Origin of the sequence: Labilibaculum antarcticum (assembly GCF_002356295.1) — a bacterium.
GTDB classification, from domain to species: domain Bacteria; phylum Bacteroidota; class Bacteroidia; order Bacteroidales; family Marinifilaceae; genus Labilibaculum; species Labilibaculum antarcticum.
Genome location: NZ_AP018042.1, coordinates 2,635,312 through 2,653,134, shown reverse-complemented (window position 1 = coordinate 2,653,134; position 17,823 = coordinate 2,635,312). Strand labels below are relative to the sequence as shown.

General features: G+C 38.2%; 13 protein-coding genes and 1 rRNA gene. 1 reads left to right on the top strand and 13 read right to left on the bottom strand.

The window, feature by feature from the left end; all coding sequences use genetic code 11:
• Positions 1-132: 132 nt before the first annotated feature.
• The 11 genes from ALGA_RS10450 to ALGA_RS10400 all read right to left on the bottom strand — a co-directional run bounded on the left by ALGA_RS10450 (position 133) and on the right by ALGA_RS10400 (position 13,999).
• A 16S ribosomal RNA gene (locus ALGA_RS10450) occupies positions 133-1,652 on the bottom strand.
• Between the two features lie 609 nt (positions 1,653-2,261).
• Complete coding sequence (locus ALGA_RS10445) at positions 2,262-3,251, bottom strand: GSCFA domain-containing protein (protein WP_096429261.1); 990 nt, start codon at positions 3,249-3,251, stop codon at positions 2,262-2,264.
• 11 nt (positions 3,252-3,262) lie between these two features.
• The gene (locus tag ALGA_RS10440; protein ID WP_096429260.1) at positions 3,263-4,105 is read right to left on the bottom strand and encodes an alpha/beta hydrolase; all 843 of its coding nucleotides are present in this window, start codon (positions 4,103-4,105) and stop codon (positions 3,263-3,265) included.
• A gap of 289 nt (positions 4,106-4,394) precedes the next feature.
• On the bottom strand, positions 4,395-5,345 hold the full coding sequence (gene queG / locus ALGA_RS10435) for a tRNA epoxyqueuosine(34) reductase QueG (RefSeq protein ID WP_096429259.1): 951 nt from the start codon (positions 5,343-5,345) through the stop codon (positions 4,395-4,397).
• Positions 5,346-6,380: 1,035 nt separating this feature from the next.
• Complete coding sequence (locus tag ALGA_RS10430) at positions 6,381-6,692, bottom strand: metal-sulfur cluster assembly factor (RefSeq protein WP_096429258.1); 312 nt, start codon at positions 6,690-6,692, stop codon at positions 6,381-6,383.
• Position 6,693: 1 nt separating this feature from the next.
• Entirely contained in the window at positions 6,694-7,125 is a 432-nt protein-coding gene (locus tag ALGA_RS10425; RefSeq protein ID WP_096429257.1) for a SufE family protein, read from the bottom strand.
• A gap of 122 nt (positions 7,126-7,247) precedes the next feature.
• Positions 7,248-8,474, bottom strand: coding sequence for a cysteine desulfurase (locus ALGA_RS10420; RefSeq protein ID WP_231706114.1), 1,227 nt, complete (start codon positions 8,472-8,474; stop codon positions 7,248-7,250).
• Positions 8,475-8,537: 63 nt separating this feature from the next.
• Complete coding sequence (sufD, locus tag ALGA_RS10415; RefSeq protein ID WP_096429256.1) at positions 8,538-9,899, bottom strand: Fe-S cluster assembly protein SufD; 1,362 nt, start codon at positions 9,897-9,899, stop codon at positions 8,538-8,540.
• Positions 9,900-9,981: 82 nt separating this feature from the next.
• Positions 9,982-10,734 (bottom strand): Fe-S cluster assembly ATPase SufC, encoded by a 753-nt coding sequence (gene sufC / locus ALGA_RS10410; RefSeq protein WP_096429255.1) that lies wholly within the window; start codon positions 10,732-10,734, stop codon positions 9,982-9,984.
• A 98-nt stretch (positions 10,735-10,832) separates the two neighbouring features.
• Positions 10,833-12,284 carry a Fe-S cluster assembly protein SufB gene (sufB, locus tag ALGA_RS10405; protein WP_096429254.1) on the bottom strand — a complete coding sequence of 484 codons (1,452 nt, stop codon included), beginning with the start codon at positions 12,282-12,284 and terminating at the stop codon, positions 10,833-10,835.
• Between the two features lie 518 nt (positions 12,285-12,802).
• Positions 12,803-13,999, bottom strand: a complete 1,197-nt coding sequence (locus tag ALGA_RS10400) for a S8 family peptidase (RefSeq protein ID WP_197705737.1) — start codon at positions 13,997-13,999, stop codon at positions 12,803-12,805.
• A 300-nt stretch (positions 14,000-14,299) separates the two neighbouring features.
• Here ALGA_RS10400 and thiL point away from each other — a divergent pair, with 300 nt between their 5' ends.
• On the top strand, positions 14,300-15,352 hold the full coding sequence (gene thiL / locus ALGA_RS10395; protein ID WP_096429253.1) for a thiamine-phosphate kinase: 1,053 nt from the start codon (positions 14,300-14,302) through the stop codon (positions 15,350-15,352).
• A 210-nt stretch (positions 15,353-15,562) separates the two neighbouring features.
• Here the strand turns inward: thiL and lpxA are convergent, their stop codons facing one another.
• Together lpxA and ALGA_RS10385 are read right to left on the bottom strand one after the other, a co-directional pair.
• On the bottom strand, positions 15,563-16,345 hold the full coding sequence (lpxA, locus tag ALGA_RS10390) for an acyl-ACP--UDP-N-acetylglucosamine O-acyltransferase (protein ID WP_096429252.1): 783 nt from the start codon (positions 16,343-16,345) through the stop codon (positions 15,563-15,565).
• Positions 16,346-16,417: 72 nt separating this feature from the next.
• The gene (locus ALGA_RS10385; RefSeq protein WP_096429251.1) at positions 16,418-17,809 is read right to left on the bottom strand and encodes a bifunctional UDP-3-O-[3-hydroxymyristoyl] N-acetylglucosamine deacetylase/3-hydroxyacyl-ACP dehydratase; all 1,392 of its coding nucleotides are present in this window, start codon (positions 17,807-17,809) and stop codon (positions 16,418-16,420) included.
• Between the last annotated feature and the right edge of the window lie 14 nt (positions 17,810-17,823).

The following is a 17,823-nucleotide window of genomic DNA, read 5'->3' as shown; positions in this document are numbered from 1 at the left end:
AGCTTAGCGGTGAAAACACCCTAACGCTATGGGTTATGGTATAAATAAATTAATGAAAACAGTCAGTTAGGAAATACAGATAAAACCATTATCTGAATTACAATATCTATATACAATACTTCCAATCTCTAGAAAGGAGGTGTTCCAGCCACACCTTCCGGTACGGCTACCTTGTTACGACTTAGCCCCAGTTACCAATTTTACCCTAGGACGCTCCTTGCGGTTACGTACTTCAGGTCCCCTCGGCTTCCATGGCTTGACGGGCGGTGTGTACAAGGCCCGGGAACGTATTCACCGTAGCGTTGCTGATCTACGATTACTAGCGAATCCAACTTCACGGAGTCGAGTTGCAGACTCCGATCCGAACTGAGACCAGCTTTAGAGATTAGCATCCAGTCACCTGGTAGCAGCCCTTTGTACTGGCCATTGTAACACGTGTGTAGCCCTGGACGTAAGGGCCGTGCTGATTTGACGTCATCCCCACCTTCCTCTCACCTTACGGTGGCAGTCTCGCTAGAGTCCTCAGCTTAACCTGTTAGCAACTAACGATAGGGGTTGCGCTCGTTATGGGACTTAACCCGACACCTCACGGCACGAGCTGACGACAACCATGCAGCACCTTGTAAATTGCTCCGAAGAGAAGACCTATTTCTAAGCCGGTCAATCTACATTTAAGTCCAGGTAAGGTTCCTCGCGTATCATCGAATTAAACCACATGTTCCTCCGCTTGTGCGGGCCCCCGTCAATTCCTTTGAGTTTCATTCTTGCGAACGTACTCCCCAGGTGGATTACTTAATGCTTTCGCTCAGTCACGCACGGTGTATTGTGCACAACGAGTAATCATCGTTTACGGCGTGGACTACCAGGGTATCTAATCCTGTTCGCTCCCCACGCTTTCGTCCATCAGCGTCAATGTTAGTTTAGTGAGCTGCCTTCGCAATCGGTGTTCTACGTTATATCTATGCATTTCACCGCTACATAACGTATTCCGCCCACCTCAACTAAATTCAAGACTTTCAGTATCAATGGCAGTTCCAGAGTTGAGCTCTGGGATTTCACCACTGACTTAAAAGCCCGCCTACGGACCCTTTAAACCCAATAAATCCGGATAACGCTTGGATCCTCCGTATTACCGCGGCTGCTGGCACGGAGTTAGCCGATCCTTATTCTTACAGTACCTTCAGTTCACTACACGTAGCAAAGTTTATTCCTGTAAAAAAGCAGTTTACAACCCATAGGGCCGTCATCCTGCACGCGACATGGCTGGTTCAGGCTTGCGCCCATTGACCAATATTCCTCACTGCTGCCTCCCGTAGGAGTCTGGTCCGTGTCTCAGTACCAGTGTGGGGGACTATCCTCTCAGACCCCCTAAGCATCATAGTCTTGGTGAGCCGTTACCTCACCAACAAACTAATGCTACGCATGCCCATCTTTTACCTCCGAAGATTTAATATTTAAACCATGCGATTCAAATATATTATGCGGTATTAATCCAAATTTCTTTGGGCTATTCCCCAGTAAAAGGTAGGTTGCATACGCGTTACTCACCCGTGCGCCGGTCTCTAAGTAGCAAGCTACTTATACCCCTCGACTTGCATGTGTTAGGCCTGTCGCTAGCGTTCATCCTGAGCCAGGATCAAACTCTTCGTTGTAAAAAAACTTTTATTATAATTCTGCTCATGGATGTATTGAAGTTATCGTAATTTTTATTGACAAGGTTTTATTCTTGTATTTACCTAACTTGTTGTTTTCAATATTTTCAAAGAACTTGTGTCGAAAGTTTCAGCCGAAGCTGTCCGTCTCTGTTCTAAAATTTCATTTCTAAAAAGACAGTCGTTACTGTCTCTAAAAGCGAGTGCAAATATAAGGAATTAAATCCTACAACTGCAAATCTTTTTTCACTTTTATTTTCAAGCTAATTTCACTCTCAAACCCTTTGTTTCCTAGTGGCTCAGTGAGTTCGTTAACTCTTAAAGCGGGTGCAAAGATAATCGATTTAAATCAACATATCCTAATCCCAAAGCAAAAAAATTTCAAAAAAAATAAACTCCGGTTTTTGTGAACTAAAAATCACTCTTCAAAACACCTAAACCGTTGCACACCTTCCGTTGAAAGCGGTGCAAAGATAAACGATTATTTTCCCCACTTCCAAATGCTTTTTGAAACTATTTTCACAAAAAGGAATAGCTGCCTGATAATCAGACGCTATTTTATTCTGAAAGGGAGAAACAAATTACAAAATCTAAACGAGAATGTCCAGACTAAAGGTGCAGATTTTTTAATAAAAGTGACTTTTCTTTATCGAAGACAATATTGGGATATTGATTCTCCAATTTCTCGATATCACTTAAAGTGCTAGTAATAAACTGCTGATGACTTACTGTGTCAGGATTAAAAGGTCTGTGACTAGCTGCAGAAACAATTTTAGCAACCCGTTTCATAACTACAAGCGTATCTTTCTCTATATATGTTTCTACAAAACGACTCCAAATGTAATTTATCGAAGTTGAATTCATATGTAGCATGTCTTCGCCATAAAATCGGTAATCCCTTAACTCATCCATTACTATTTCATAGGAAGGAAAGTAAGATACCTGATCGAAAAGATCTACTAACTGCTCAACAGCCAAGAGTAAAGTTGCCTTACTAAGCTGATTTCCATGAGCACCATCCTTCCAATGTCGAATTGGGCTTACTGTAAATACGATTTTCAAGTTTGGATTAAAAATTGATAATGAAACAATCAATTCTTTATAAAACTTTACAATTTCATCAACATCTAATCGGTATCGATTAAATTCTTGAGCTGGTAATTTGTGGCAATTGGAAACAATAACGCCGGAATCGATCAATTCAAAAACCCAGGAAGTTCCGAATGTAATGTATAGAACGTCAGAATTTGCCAGATCTAATGATGATTTTTTAATTTCGGTATTGATAGCATCTAAACATTCGTTCACATCGACATTTGAAAATCGTCCGTGATGAGAAAAGCTAAACCACATATCATTTGCGAAATTTAGATCTTCTTCGGAGAATTTCTTATTATCGATTAGTATTTTTAAACTATTACCAACACTTATAGGATTATATATTACGCCAAACGGATTAATATTAACATCAAATTTATATTTGGCTAATTGCTCACCAATATTTTCAGTAAAACAAGAACCCAGCACGATTGCTTTTGAATTGTAGGTAAACTTATCTTTCGATTCGGGAATCTTTACCTCAGTTCTGAAATTTTCCATATCCTAAAAAATTATTTATTCTCAGCTAATTGAGTTTCTATCCAATTAATAATATCAACAAAAACATCCAGACGACAGAATTCATTGTGCAATTCATGATAAGCTTTATTGTATTGAATATAGGTACACCTATTTACAACACCCTCAGAAAAAGTCTTACTTGCATTGGGATCTGTAATCTGATCATCCGTCCCATGAAGCAATAATAATGGTTTTTTTACTTTATCCGGATTCTTCAAAACTCTGTAACCGGCATCATATGCATCAATAAATAATCGAAAAGAAACCATATGATGAATTAATTCATCTTCATTATATTTGATACAAACCTGCTCGATATGTGATAGCCGTTTAGCATCGAAACTAGTTTTAATACTAATGTACGGAAATAAATTTGACAGCGTTCGAAGAAAAGGAATTACAATTTTAGGTGGTGCCTCTTGCGTAACAATCCATGGTGAAGTGGAAATAACGCCCAAATAATTTGACTTTCGGGTAATTAAATGATTTAAAACCTCTCCTCCGCCCATGCTATGACCGTATAGAAAGCATGGGGTATCTTCAAAATGCTTTTTCACTTCCTTAAGAGCGAAATCAATATCATCCATTAGTATTTCGTAAGATGGAATGACTCCTCTTTTTCCATCGGACAAACCATGACCTCGCTGATCGTAACTTACAACTGCAATGTTCTTTTCAACAAATAATTCAGCCCACTCGTGATACCTGGAAGAATGCTCGCCAATACCATGCACCAAACAAATTACGGCTTTGGGTTTAGCAGATGGTTGCCAGAGCTGAAAAAACAACTTGCTTTCCTTATCGGGATTTACATGATAAATATAATGCTCCATTGAGAGATTTGTTTTCGTTATTTTATCAAAGTAATAAATGTAACAAAATTATAAGGCTAATTCAACGTTCTCTTGCTGCTTGATTGTTCCCATGGATTCCTTAAGCGTCCTCACCCATTCCTTTCATGTTCCCCTCTATTCCTTAAGCGTTCTCATCCGTTCCTTTCACGTTCCCTTCCGTGTATTAAGGGTTCTCTTCTCTTCCTTACAGGTGATCGTGCATTCCTTGGCATTGCTTACCAGTTTCGTAACAGTTCTCTTGCTCGGATTAAAGGGTATCAGTGATTCCTTAGGTATTTTCATCATTATTTTCGGTGATAAAATCGAGATTGCGTTTTAAGCCTTTGAACTTTGTGCGCTTGACAGCCGAATTTTTGAAGATCTCACCAAATTTATGAGCCTCCATTTGTTCCCATTCTGCTTTTGACAAGGAAAGCAGATCTGGATTCGGTTCAAATTCTGGAACGGAATGAGCTTTTGCCATACGGTTCCAGGGACAAACATCCTGACAAATATCACAACCAAATGCACGATTTTCGAATTTACCCTTCATTTCTTCGGGGATTTCACCTTTGAGCTCGATGGTGAAATAGGAAATGCATTTGCTGCCATTTACGACATAAGGTTCGGTAATTGCTCCAGTTGGACAGGCCCGAATGCATTTACTGCATCCTCCGCAAAAATCCTGATATTTTTCTTCCTCATATTCCAATTCCATATCGATGAGCAATTCGCCCAGGAAAAGAAATGATCCTATTTTACGATTGAGAAGTAGTGAATTTTTCCCGATCCAGCCTAAACCGGCTTTTTTTGCCCAGGCATGTTCCAGGATTGGAGCCGAATCGACAAATGCGCGGCCAGAAACTTCACCAATTTCAGTATTGATGTATTCTAAAAGTTGATTCAATCGATCCTTTAGTACGAAGTGATAATCTTTTCCGTAGGCATATTTCGCAATTACGGGTGCTTCGGGATCTTCTTGCTGCTGCTTTGGAAAATAGTTTAGACCCACAACAACAATGGACTTTGTATTTTCAACCAATAAACGAGGATCTAATCGTTTTTCGATATTATTGGCCATATACGCCATTTCTCCATGATACTCCTTATCTAACCAGGATTGAAAATTCTCCTTTTCATCTTCCAAAAAATCAGCCTTTGCGATTCCACAAAGATCCAGACCAAGTTCGAGAGCCTTGGATTTTATGAGATTTGATTTTGCTGTGAGGGTGAGATTCATAGTGCTAAATTAAGATTGTTACCGAAATTCACGATAAACGTATGATAATCATTTTGCATTTTCTAATAATACCAAATTAATCCCGATACTCCTCTTATAAAGTTGTTGTTTGAGATTAAGAATCATATCATGATATTCTTAAAATTGTCTATTTCTCTAAAATTTGAACATTGTAACCTTTCAATTTCTTTGTCCTTAAGCCGGACGGCTCTTACTTTGATTCATAAACAATTTCAAATTAAGGCATTCATGATTTTCAATACTCCTTAAATGAGAAAAGTAAGCAAAAGAATCAAGCCTCTCGGATGCTGTTTGGCTTTTCATGGCTACTATGTCACCCGAATCGCACCCGATCGGCAACACTCGCATGAAAATTTCAACTAATTCTAGTACAAAAAAAAACTCATCTCATAAAACATCTCTTTTAGAGTTTGAATCAAATATGAGTCTGGCATGGAAGAATTGATTATTGCCGAAGCATAACATTCTTAAAATTATATGTTTCTCTATAATTTGAACATTGTATCTTTTCAATTTCTTTGTCCTTAAGCCGGACGGCTCTTACTTTTCTCCTTAGATGAGAAAAGTAAGCAAAAGAATCAAGCCTCTCGAATGCTGTATGGCTTTTCATGGCAACTAAATTTTCCCGAATCGCGCCGATCGGCAATGCCCGCATTAAAGTTCCAGACCATTGTCAGGCTAAAATGTAAAAAAACTCTTCACACAAAACATACTATAAATCCGCAAAGACTTTCACCAAATAACAGACAATGCGAAAACACGAATTATTTTGCATTAGGGATTGAAGTGATTACCCCACAGCGAAGAATGAGCGAGGAGTAAAAACGGAAAGCCCGACCTGAGGAACGAGGGAAATGCCCTAAACAAAATTTGAATAACTAATGGATTACTCCTTACTATTATATCAATTGCATAAAGAGGTGCCTTGCCAAAAGTTAATTTAATTTAAACCCAAGTTAGAGTATAAGCGCAGGGGCACAAAAAAAAGGACTGCAAAAACAGTCCTTATATTCTTTAAAGAAAACCCAATTCGAGTTTTGCTTCTTCGGTCATCATTTCTTTATCCCAAGGTGGATCGAAGGTTAACACAACGGTTACATCTTCGATTTGCGGTAAGGATTTTGTTCTTTCATTCACTTCTTCCAAAATTTGGTCGGCCATTGGACAGTTTGGAGCTGTAAGAGTCATCGTGATTTTCACCTCATCTTCCTCATACATATCCACTTCATATATCAATCCCAGATCGTAAATATTCACTGGAATTTCGGGATCGTAAATGGTTTTTAAAACCTCGATGATTATTGCTTCTGTTTCCTTTTTTCCCATTTTATTTTGTTTGTTTGCTTACATGATCGAAAGCAATTCCATACATTTTTATTTGTTTAACCATGGAAACTAATCCATTTGAGCGAGTAGGAGATAAATGTTGCTTTAAACCGATTTCGTCAATAAATTTTAAATCGGCATTCATTATATCCTCAGGGGTTTGATTGTTGAAAACACGAATCAATAGTGCTGCAATTCCTTTTACGATAATGGCATCGCTATCGGCTTGTAATTTCACAATTCCGTTCTCGAGTGAAGCATTGAACCACACTTTTGACTGACAACCTTTTATGAGATTTGAATCTGTTTGATGTTCTGCATCTAAACCGGAAAGATCTGTTCCTAATTCAATTAGATAGGCGTATTTATCCATCCAATCTTCAAATCCTGCAAATTCTTCAATTATATCTTCCTGAATTTCGTTTATTGTCATATTACTTAGAAATGAAATATGAGTTATTAGCTGTAAGACTAAAAACTCTCTAAATCTTATTATTAAAATTTTTCAGCCGAAAGTTACAATAATTTTCTATCTGTGAAAATCTACTAAGCGGCCTATTTTACTGCAAACATTTTGCAAACTTTCAGAATGCCGTTATAGAGTACATCAATTTCTTCTTTGGTATTGTAAAAGGAAAATGATGCCCGTACAGTTCCGTCGATGCCAAAATGCTGCATTACTGGCTCGGTGCAATGTGTACCTGTTCTTACGGCGATTCCCATTTGATCGAGAAGCATTCCCATATCGTAGAAATGAATTCCTTTGACCAAAAATGAAATTACTGATGTTTTCAGCTCAGCAGTTCCGTATATTTTCAAACCTTCGATTGACAAAAGTTTTTCGGTTGCGTATTCGAGCAATTCGTGTTCGTAGGCATCAATTTTTTCGATTCCTATGTTTTGAACATACTCAATTGCCGCTCCTAAACCAATGGCATCGATATAATTTGGGGTTCCTGCTTCAAATTTATAGGGCAGTTCGTTATAGGTTGTTTTCTTGAAAGTAACTTCCTGTATCATTTCACCTCCGCCTTTCCAGGGTGGCATTTCATTAAGCAATTCTTCTTTGCCATACAAAACACCAATTCCTGTTGGTCCGTAAATTTTGTGTCCGGAAAACACGAGAAAATCCACATCCAATTCCTGAACGTCGATTGTTTTGTGCTGAACAGATTGAGCGGCATCGACTAAAACGCGAACGTTTTTAGCATGCGCAATCTCAATTATTTTACGAATAGGATTTACAGTACCTAATGAATTGGAGATGTGATTAACGGCAATGATTTTTGTTCGATCGGTAATTAAATCATCCAGTTGATCAATCATCAATTCTCCTTGATCGTTAAAAGGCAATACTTTTAAGACTGCCTTTTTTCTTTCGCAGATTAATTGCCAGGGAACGATATTGGAGTGATGCTCCAATTCGGATACAATCACCTCATCGCCTTCGGCAATGTATCGATCGCCAAACGAATTGGCAACCAGATTTACAGATTCGGTTGCTCCACTGGTGAAAATTATTTCATGCGAATGCTTTGCATTGATGAAATTCTGTACAATTATTCTTGCATTCTCGTTTCCATCGGTGGATTTGTTGCTCAGATAATGAACTCCACGGTGAATATTTGAATTGTACTTGTAATAATACTCTATCAACTTATCAATTACCTGACGAGGTTTTTGCGTAGTTGCAGCATTATCGAAGTAAACAAGAGGTTTACCGTGAATCAATTCCTTCAGAATGGGAAAATCATTACGTATTTTATTAATATCCAAGGTCATTATTCTTTTTGTCTCAGGTCGCTGTTAATGCCATTTCAATTTTCGGATCAAAATCCGACGCATTTAATTTTTGCAGGCAATGGCGCAAGTATTGCATTTTGATATTTCACCTCTTAATCTTGTATCAACCAAAGCATCAATTCGATCTTTAAGTGGCTCCACTCTAATTTTTTCAATTATTTCGTGAGCAAAAGCAAACATCAACATCTGACGAGCTTCTTTTTCATCAATTCCTCTTGCACGCAGGTAAAACAATGCATCTTCATCCATCTGCCCCACTGTGGCTCCGTGACTGCACTTCACATCGTCGGCATCGATAATCAACTGAGGCTTTGTGTAGATTTGAGCGTCATCGCTCAATAACAAATTATTATTTGATTGGTAAGCCAAAGTTTTTTGCGCATCACGGCGAACATTAATTCGTCCTGCAAATGCTCCGGTTGCTTCACCATCCATTACTCCTTTGAAATGCTCGTTGCTTAAACAATTCGGTTTTGCATGATCAATTGATGTGAAATTATCAACATGCTGTTTGTTGTCCAGCAAATACATTCCATATGTATTGTTTTCGCAATGCTCGCCATCCAACAATACGTGATGATTGTTGCGAATGGTTCCTCCGTAAAGAGAAATGGTATTGGTCAATACATTTGAATTTGTATCCTGACGGATAAATATAGAATTCAGGATTACCGAATTTAAATGCTGATTTTGTAAAGTATACAGATCGAACACTGCATTTGGTGCTACATTTACTTCGGTAACTGAATTACTCAAGTATTTATGATGTGTTAAGGTATGATCACAAACAATAATTTTAGCCTGTGCATTTTCCTCAATTATAAATAAATTTCGTTGTGTTGCCATTAAATCACGATCGGAACGCAAAAGGTTCACCACCTGAATTGGCCTTTCGATCACCACACCTTTTGGCACATAAATGAATAAACCATCTTTTGCCAAAGCGGTATTTAATGCAACGATGCCATCCTCATCGGGCTTGGCATATTTACCGTAATGTGCATTAAATATATCGGGGTATTTTACCGCAGCTTCCTGAACACCACAAACGATAACTCCTTTGGGCAATTCGGTAAGTTCTTTATTTTCTCCGTAATACCAACCATTCGTTAGCAATACCATATTGGTATCCAACTCAGGTACATCGCACTGAAAAATATCATTCAGATCAACATCCACTTCCATATAACGAAGATTCACATTGTATGGATGATCGAAAGCGGGTATCAGGTTGGTATATTTGTAATTCTCGTTGACACGAGTAGGCACGCCTAATTCCTGAAACTGAACGAAGGCTTTTTCACGAGTCTCATTCATATGATCAGAAGAACCATTCACAAGCAATTCTTTGCCTTGCTCGAACAGATCAGCGAAATCCTTATTAATTGTATTTATATCGGCCATGTTTTTTTAGATATTAGTCCCGATAATTATCGGGATGAGATTTAAATTAGAGATCATCTCTCTTTTATCTCGACACTATCGACTATTTTCCGTTTTCTTCCTTAATCCAGTCGTATCCTTTTGCTTCCAGTTCAAGAGCAAGCTCTTTACCAGCAGTTTTTACGATTCGACCGTCAAACAAAACATGAACAACATCAGGAATGATGTAATCTAATAAACGTTGGTAGTGAGTAATCACGATTGTTGAGTTGTCGGCAGTTTTCAATTTATTCACCCCATTCGCTACAACACGAAGAGCATCAATATCCAAGCCTGAATCGGTTTCGTCTAAAACAGCCAATTTAGGTTCCAACATAGCCATTTGAAAAATCTCATTCTTCTTCTTTTCTCCACCTGAAAATCCTTCGTTTACGGAACGATTTGTCAATTTTGAATCGATTTCAACTAAGTTTTTTTTATCGCGCATCAGCTTTAAAAAATCCGAAGCCGTTAATGGATCCAAACCTTTGTGCTTACGATGTTCGTTAACAGCAGTCTTCATGAAATTAACGGTTGAAACTCCAGGAATTTCTATCGGATACTGAAAACCTAAGAAGATGCCTTCTTTAGCACGATCTTCCGGTGTCATTTCCAAAATGTTTTTTCCTTGAAAGGTAATTTCACCTTCGGTTACTTCATACAAATCTCTTCCTGCTAATACTGCCGCTAAAGTACTTTTACCAGCACCATTAGGTCCCATGATAGCATGAACTTCTCCTGGTTTAACCTCCAGATTAATTCCTTTTAAGATTTCCTTTCCATCAATGGAAACGTGTAAATTTTTAATGCTTAACATCTATATCTAGCTTTTTGCCATTAACCAATTGATTAAGGCTATTTACATTTAATTTAATTCCGTCAGTTTTTAAACCTGACTGGTCTTTCTAATTTTTATTACCCTACAGATCCTTCTAAACTAATTGCCAAGAGCTTTTGAGCTTCAACAGCAAATTCCATAGGCATTTTATTGATTACCTCTTTGGCATAACCGTTTACAATTAAACCAATGGCATCCTCGGTAGAAATACCTCGCTGATTGCAATAGAAAATTTGATCTTCACCAATTTTAGAGGTGGTAGCTTCGTGCTCAACTTTAGCCGATTTATTGCCAATTTCGAGATAAGGGAATGTGTGTGCTCCACATTTGTCTCCTAAGAGTAACGAATCGCATTGAGAAAAGTTACGAGCTCCTTCACAGTTCTTGGTTACCTTAACCATTCCCCGGTAAGAGTTGCTGCTTTTTCCTGCTGATATTCCTTTTGATATGATCGTACTTTTGGTATTGTTACCAATGTGAATCATTTTTGATCCGGTATCCGCTTGCTGATGATGATTAGTTACAGCTACCGAATAAAATTCGCTTGACGAGCCATCCCCTTTTAATATTGTAGATGGGTATTTCCAGGTTACTGCCGATCCGGTCTCCACCTGAGCCCACATCAACTTTGCATTTTTACCTTCGCAAATACCACGTTTGGTTACAAAATTGTAAATACCGCCTACTCCATCTTTATTGCCCGGATACCAGTTTTGAACCGTAGAGTATTTCACCTCTGCATTATCCTTCACAATAATTTCGACAATAGCTGCATGCAACTGATTTTCATCACGCATTGGTGCGGTACATCCTTCCAGATAACTCACGTAACTATCATCTTCACATACAATTAATGTACGCTCGAACTGACCGGTATTTTCGGCATTGATACGGAAATAGGTTGACAGCTCCATTGGACAACGTACTCCTTTAGGAATGTATACAAATGATCCATCAGAAAACACTGCAGAGTTAAGAGCGGCAAAAAAGTTATCCTGAATAGGAACTACCGTTCCCATGTATTCCTGAATTAAATCGGGATGTTCCTGAACTGCATCGCTAAATGAGCAGAAAATAACTCCTTTTTCGGCCAAAGCTTGCTTAAATGTAGTTTTTACTGATGATGAGTCCATCACCACATCTACTGCAACATTCGACAAAAGTTTTTGTTCATCCAAAGGAATCCCCAACTTATCGAAAGTGGCGCGAATTTCCGGATCCACATCATCCATACTTTCCAATTTCGCCTTTTGTACTGGCGCAGAATAGTAGATAATATCCTGATAATCAATTGGTGGAATCTTTAAATAGGCCCATTCGGGCATCTTCATAGTTAACCAATGACGATATGCTTTCAATCTATACTCAAGCATAAATTCAGGCTCATTCTTTTTCGACGAAATCAAACGAATTACATCTTCGCTAAGACCTTTGCCTATATCATCATTTTCAATATCGGTAACAAAGCCATATTTGTAATCGCTTTGCGTTACCTCATCTAATATCTTATCTTGTTCTTCTTTTGCCATGTTATTTAAGTATCAGGTAGAAAGCCTTACTAATCGTTTCAGATCAGGAAAACCCTCCTAAAAGAATTCAATATTATAAATTAATGGGAAGAGTACAGACCTTAAATCTCGCAAGAAATTTTAAATCATTCAGCTTACTCACAATTGCATGCCCCAATGAAATTAAATGCAAATATAATAAAGTATTTAGATATCTTTTTACTTGAAACGAATAAAATACCTCGAAGTCCTTTTATTTATTAACCTAATCTTAAAGGAAAGGATACGTTTGCTTCTACTTGTTTTTTAAAGAATTCTTAAAAACCTCAAATGATCTTTGTTTTAGCTACCAAATTTACAAAAATGCTTTTCGTTACAAGAAAAAAAAAGGATTAAAATATTGAGGAATGCTTTACCAATTTAAATTTTATTGCTCTTTACCTGAATCCAATAGATTCTATAATAAATCAACAAAGTACATAACATCACAAAAAAATAGCCATCAACTTGACGGCTATTCCTTTTCACTTTGCAATATCTTAGATTCCTCCAATAGGATCAGCATTTCCATCAGGATCTGCGTTTACAAAACCGTCGGTTACCGGATTTCCATTGGTCATCAACAGGATGCCGCACATGTGTGGAGCAGCCATTGAAGTTCCACTTATCGTATTGTATGCATCGCCTTTCCAAGTTGAGTAAATACTAACACCTGGTTCACAAAAATCAACAGGCGGATTTCCATAATTTGAGAAGTAGGCAAAATTATCATTTATATCCATTGCCGAAATAGTCCAAATATAGGTTCCGTTAACTCTTGCCGGAGAATGATTATTAGCATCATCGCTTTCGTTTCCGGCAGCTAATGCAAAGTAAATACCATTTTGAGATGCTGCATATACAGCATCGTCTAAAGCGATAGAAATGCCTCCGCCCAAACTCATATTGGCAGCATCGCCGGGAGATGCAGCACTTGCCACGTAATCAACCCCTGCAATAACTCCAGAAGTGGAACCACTACCTCTGCGATCTAAAACCCTTACTGCCACAAGGTTTGCTCCGGCAGCAACACCAACTACACCAATTTCATTATCGATAGCACCAACCGTACCTGCGCAATGGGTTCCATGTCCGTTTTGATCTTCGGCACCCACACGAGAACCTGTAAAATCTCTACTTCTGGCCACATCAACATTTAAATCGGGGTGATTTAAATCGATACCACTATCAATAATCCAAGCGGTTTTACCAACGCCACTTCCATAACCAACCCGTGTAATTCCCCAGGGAATAACCTCGCTAACAGGTTCTGATGTTGGAACACTTCCAGGTTTTTTTAAAGCAATAATTTTATCTTGCTCAAGATATTTCACTCTACTATCCGATTTCAGTGCTTCCACAAAATCCGGTGTCGTCTTAACACTAAAGCCTTTAATTACACTCGCAAAAGCGAAACCCACTTCAAATTCGGAGCCCGATTTTGTTTGAAACATAGAATTGGCAAAAGCCTTTACTTCGGCAATTTTTTCATCGTAACTGCCCTGATTAGCAGATTTAACCGAACTCTCATTCAGGACAACAATATACTGTCCTTCAATAGGCTCGCCATTCTGAGCTTCGGTTAGTTCTAGATTATCCACATCATTTAAGATAAGATCGGCGGTATTGTCATTCTGACAATTGGTAATGGCAAATAAAGCAGCCATAGCCATCAATAGCATAAGTTTATTTCTCATTATAATTTAAATTAAGATTTAATAATAAATACTTAAGTTATGAATGTGACACCACAAATACAAATATTTTTTACATCTCAAAACATCAATCACATCAATAAAACAACTGTTCATCACCAATGTATAGTCATTCACACGATCACGATCCGTACACTTAAAGCTTTCCACAGTTGGAAAATAAAGTCGGAATTTTTAGATTAATGACCTCCTTAGAATTAAAACTCCGACCCAATAGCACCACCGTCTCAGTTTCCTTTTTTTATCTACCTTTGCAGGCAAATATCAATAATTAAGAAGACTATGCAGGAAAACAATGCTAAAGGTACCGACATTGCCACATTGGGTGAATTCGGATTGATTAAACACCTTACTAAAAATATCAAGCTAAAACACGCCAGCACAAATGTTGGTATCGGCGACGATGCTGCTGTTTTAGATTATCAGAATAAAAAGACAGTTGTTACCACCGATTTATTGCTGGAAGGTATTCATTTCGATTTAATGTACACTCCTCTTAAGCATTTAGGCTACAAAGCAATTGCTGTGAATGTTTCGGATATTTATGCCATGAATGCCTTGCCAAAACAGGTAACTGTTTCTATCGCCATCTCGAAACGATTTACCATAGAAGCAATGGATGAGTTTTACGAAGGAATTAATTTGGCTTGCGAAACTTACAATGTCGATTTAGTGGGTGGCGACACCACATCATCTTTAACCGGATTGTGTATTTCTGTAACCGCAATTGGAGAAGCTGAGGCTGATCAATTGGCTTACCGAAATGGTGCCAAAGAAAACGATTTAATCTGCGTAAGCGGAAATTTGGGTGCAGCATTTGCCGGACTACAACTATTGGAGCGCGAAAAACGTATTTTCGATAACAATCCAGCCATGCAACCCGACCTTACCGGCCATGATTACATTTTGGAACGTCAGTTGAAACCTGAGGCCCGCAAAGACATTTACGAGCGTTTGCAGGAAGCAAAGATTGTTCCTACTTCGATGATTGATATTTCTGATGGTTTGTCATCGGATATCATGCACATCTGCGAGGAATCGAAAGTTGGTTGTCAAATTTACGAGGAAAAAATTCCGGTTGACTACGAAACGCACAAAATGGCCGAAGAGCTGAATATGAACTACAGCACTTTCTCGTTAAACGGTGGCGAAGATTACGAACTGCTGTTTACTGTTCCTTTGGATCGATTTGATGCGATTGAAAAAATAGAAGATGTGAAAGTAATTGGCCACATCACCGAGATCTCGAAAGGAAAATATTTGGTGACGCGAGATGGTGTGGAAATTGAATTGCAGGCACAGGGTTGGAATCCAATCGAGGAAGAAGAGAATTAAAACCTCACCCTATCCCTCTCCTAAAGGAGAAGGAAAGACAGCCTTTATAGAAAAACAAAAAGTGAGACTCTCAATTGAAAGTCTCACTTTTTTTATATCAAATATCTACCAGGATTATTCAGGAAAAAAATGATATAATGCCGCTAGATAAATCTATCGGGATTATTCAGAATAAAAATGATATAATGCCGCTAGATAAATCTATCGGGATTATTCAGGAAAATATCCTCTCATAATTCCACGCTTCGAATTTTTCACAAACAGAATGATATCATCACGCTCGGGAGAAGCAGGCATTTCAGCCTCAATAGCCTCTAAAGCATTAAAGTTATTCATTCCTTTTTGGTATAGGTAACGGTAAACATCCTGAATTTCACGGATTTTTTCATTTCCGAATTCACGGCGACGCAAACCAATTGAATTGACCCCAATGTAAGAAACCGGTTCGCGACCTGCTTTTACAAACGGAGGAACATCCTTACGAACCAAAGTTCCACCTGAAATCATAACATGTGCACCAACATGAACGAACTGATGAATAGCAACCAATCCACTTAAGATAGCATAATCATCGATAATCACCTCTCCGGCAATTTGTGTCGCATTACCAATAATACAATTATCGCCAATAACACAATCGTGTGCTACGTGCACATAAGCCATCAACAAACAATTACTACCAATAATTGTTTTTCCTTTAGCTACAGTTCCTCTGTTTATGGTTACACACTCACGAATGGTAGTGTTATCGCCAATTTCAACAGTTGTTTTTTCACCACGGAATTTTAAATCCTGGGGAACAGCACCAATAACTGCTCCTGGAAATACCACGCAATTTTTACCAATACGCGTTCCCTCCATGATAGTAGCGTTCGACCCAATACGAGTTCCTTCCTCAATTACAACATTTTTGTCTATAGTAACAAAGGGCTCAATCACTACATTATCAGCGATCTTAGCCTCAGGATGTACATATGCTAACGGTTGCTTCATTTTTTTTTATATTTCGTTTTATGCAAAACGCCCATTAAAAAGGAGTATTGCGTAGCAGTAGTTACAAATTAATTATTTTTTCTTTGCGATTTGAGCCATAAACTCACCTTCGGCAACAATAGTATCACCAACAAAAGCTAAACCGCGCATGTTAGCAATTCCCCTACGAATAGGAGACAAAAATGACAATTTAAAAATTAAAGTATCACCAGGAACAACCTTTTTCCTAAATTTAATATTGTTTTGAGTTAGGAAGTAAGTCGAATAATTCTCAGGATCTTCAACCTGATTAAGTACTAAAATACCACCACATTGCGCCATCGCTTCCACCATAAGAACACCTGGCATTACAGGTTCTCCCGGGAAATGACCTACAAAATAAGGTTCGTTCATAGATACGTTCTTAACACCCACGATGCTATCATCCTGAATATCAATAATTTTGTCAACCAACAAGAATGGAGGACGGTGAGGCAACAAGCCCATTACGCCAACAATGTCTAATACAGGCTCTTTGTTTGGATCGTAAGCCGGAACTGAATCTTTTCCCATTTCTTTCTTAATTCGTTTGATTAATAATTTTGCCATTTCGGTGTTTGGTCCATGACCAGGACAGGTTGCAATAACCCTTCCTTTGATAAATTTACCACAAAGAGCTAAGTCGCCAATCACATCCAATAATTTGTGACGTGCACACTCGTTATCAAAATAAAGTTCTAAATTACTTAAAATTCCTTCCTTTACCTCAACATACTGATGATCGAATAAATCAGCAATACGATCTAACTCTTTCTGCTCCATCATTTGGTCCATTATAACAATGGCATTATCCAAATCTCCGCCTTTAACTAAATTGTGATTTAACAGAAACTCTAATTCCCGTACAAAAACAAATGTACGACACATCGATATTTCCTCTTTATAATCTTTTAGAGAACCTAAACGAGCATATTGATTTCTCAACACCTTCGAGTCGAATGAAATCATGGCATCCACACTATATTCATCGTCGGGAAGAATAGTAATTTCCGAACCACGAGCTTCATCCCTGTAAGTTATCTTTTCCTTAGGCACATAATACTCACGAATTGCATTTTGTTCTACAATACCAACTTCCTCAATTCCTTCCACATAAAATTTGGCGCTTCCATCCAAAATTGGCGGCTCAGTAGAATTCATCTCAATTAGGCAATTGTCAATGCCTAATCCATACAAAGCTGATAATGCGTGCTCAATAGTTTGAACTTTACATTCTCCCTTTTCCAACACAGTTCCTCTGGAAGTATCTCCAACAAATTCGGCACTAGCCACAATAACTGGCTGACCTTCAAGATCTACTCGTTTAAACTGATATCCGTGATTTTCGGATGCAGGCACAAACTTTATAGACACTTCCAATCCTGTGTGAAGTCCTTTTCCTGTTAGAGTAAATTCTTTTGCTAATGTTCTTTGCTTATCTGCCATAACTCGACATCAAT

Excerpts from the sequence above, each read along its gene's own strand:
- ALGA_RS10445 (WP_096429261.1), bottom strand. The coding sequence starts at position 3,251 with ATGGAAAATTTCAGAACTGAGGTAAAGATTCCCGAATCGAAAGATAAG.
- ALGA_RS10440 (WP_096429260.1), bottom strand. The coding sequence starts at position 4,105 with ATGGAGCATTATATTTATCATGTAAATCCCGATAAGGAAAGCAAGTTG.
- queG (WP_096429259.1), bottom strand. The coding sequence starts at position 5,345 with ATGAATCTCACCCTCACAGCAAAATCAAATCTCATAAAATCCAAGGCT.
- ALGA_RS10430 (WP_096429258.1), bottom strand. The coding sequence starts at position 6,692 with ATGGGAAAAAAGGAAACAGAAGCAATAATCATCGAGGTTTTAAAAACC.
- ALGA_RS10425 (WP_096429257.1), bottom strand. The coding sequence starts at position 7,125 with ATGACAATAAACGAAATTCAGGAAGATATAATTGAAGAATTTGCAGGA.
- ALGA_RS10420 (WP_231706114.1), bottom strand. The coding sequence starts at position 8,474 with ATGACCTTGGATATTAATAAAATACGTAATGATTTTCCCATTCTGAAG.
- sufD (WP_096429256.1), bottom strand. The coding sequence starts at position 9,899 with ATGGCCGATATAAATACAATTAATAAGGATTTCGCTGATCTGTTCGAG.
- sufC (WP_096429255.1), bottom strand. The coding sequence starts at position 10,734 with ATGTTAAGCATTAAAAATTTACACGTTTCCATTGATGGAAAGGAAATC.
- sufB (WP_096429254.1), bottom strand. The coding sequence starts at position 12,284 with ATGGCAAAAGAAGAACAAGATAAGATATTAGATGAGGTAACGCAAAGC.
- ALGA_RS10400 (WP_197705737.1), bottom strand. The coding sequence starts at position 13,999 with ATGAGAAATAAACTTATGCTATTGATGGCTATGGCTGCTTTATTTGCC.
- thiL (WP_096429253.1), top strand. The coding sequence starts at position 14,300 with ATGCAGGAAAACAATGCTAAAGGTACCGACATTGCCACATTGGGTGAA.
- lpxA (WP_096429252.1), bottom strand. The coding sequence starts at position 16,345 with ATGAAGCAACCGTTAGCATATGTACATCCTGAGGCTAAGATCGCTGAT.
- ALGA_RS10385 (WP_096429251.1), bottom strand. The coding sequence starts at position 17,809 with ATGGCAGATAAGCAAAGAACATTAGCAAAAGAATTTACTCTAACAGGA.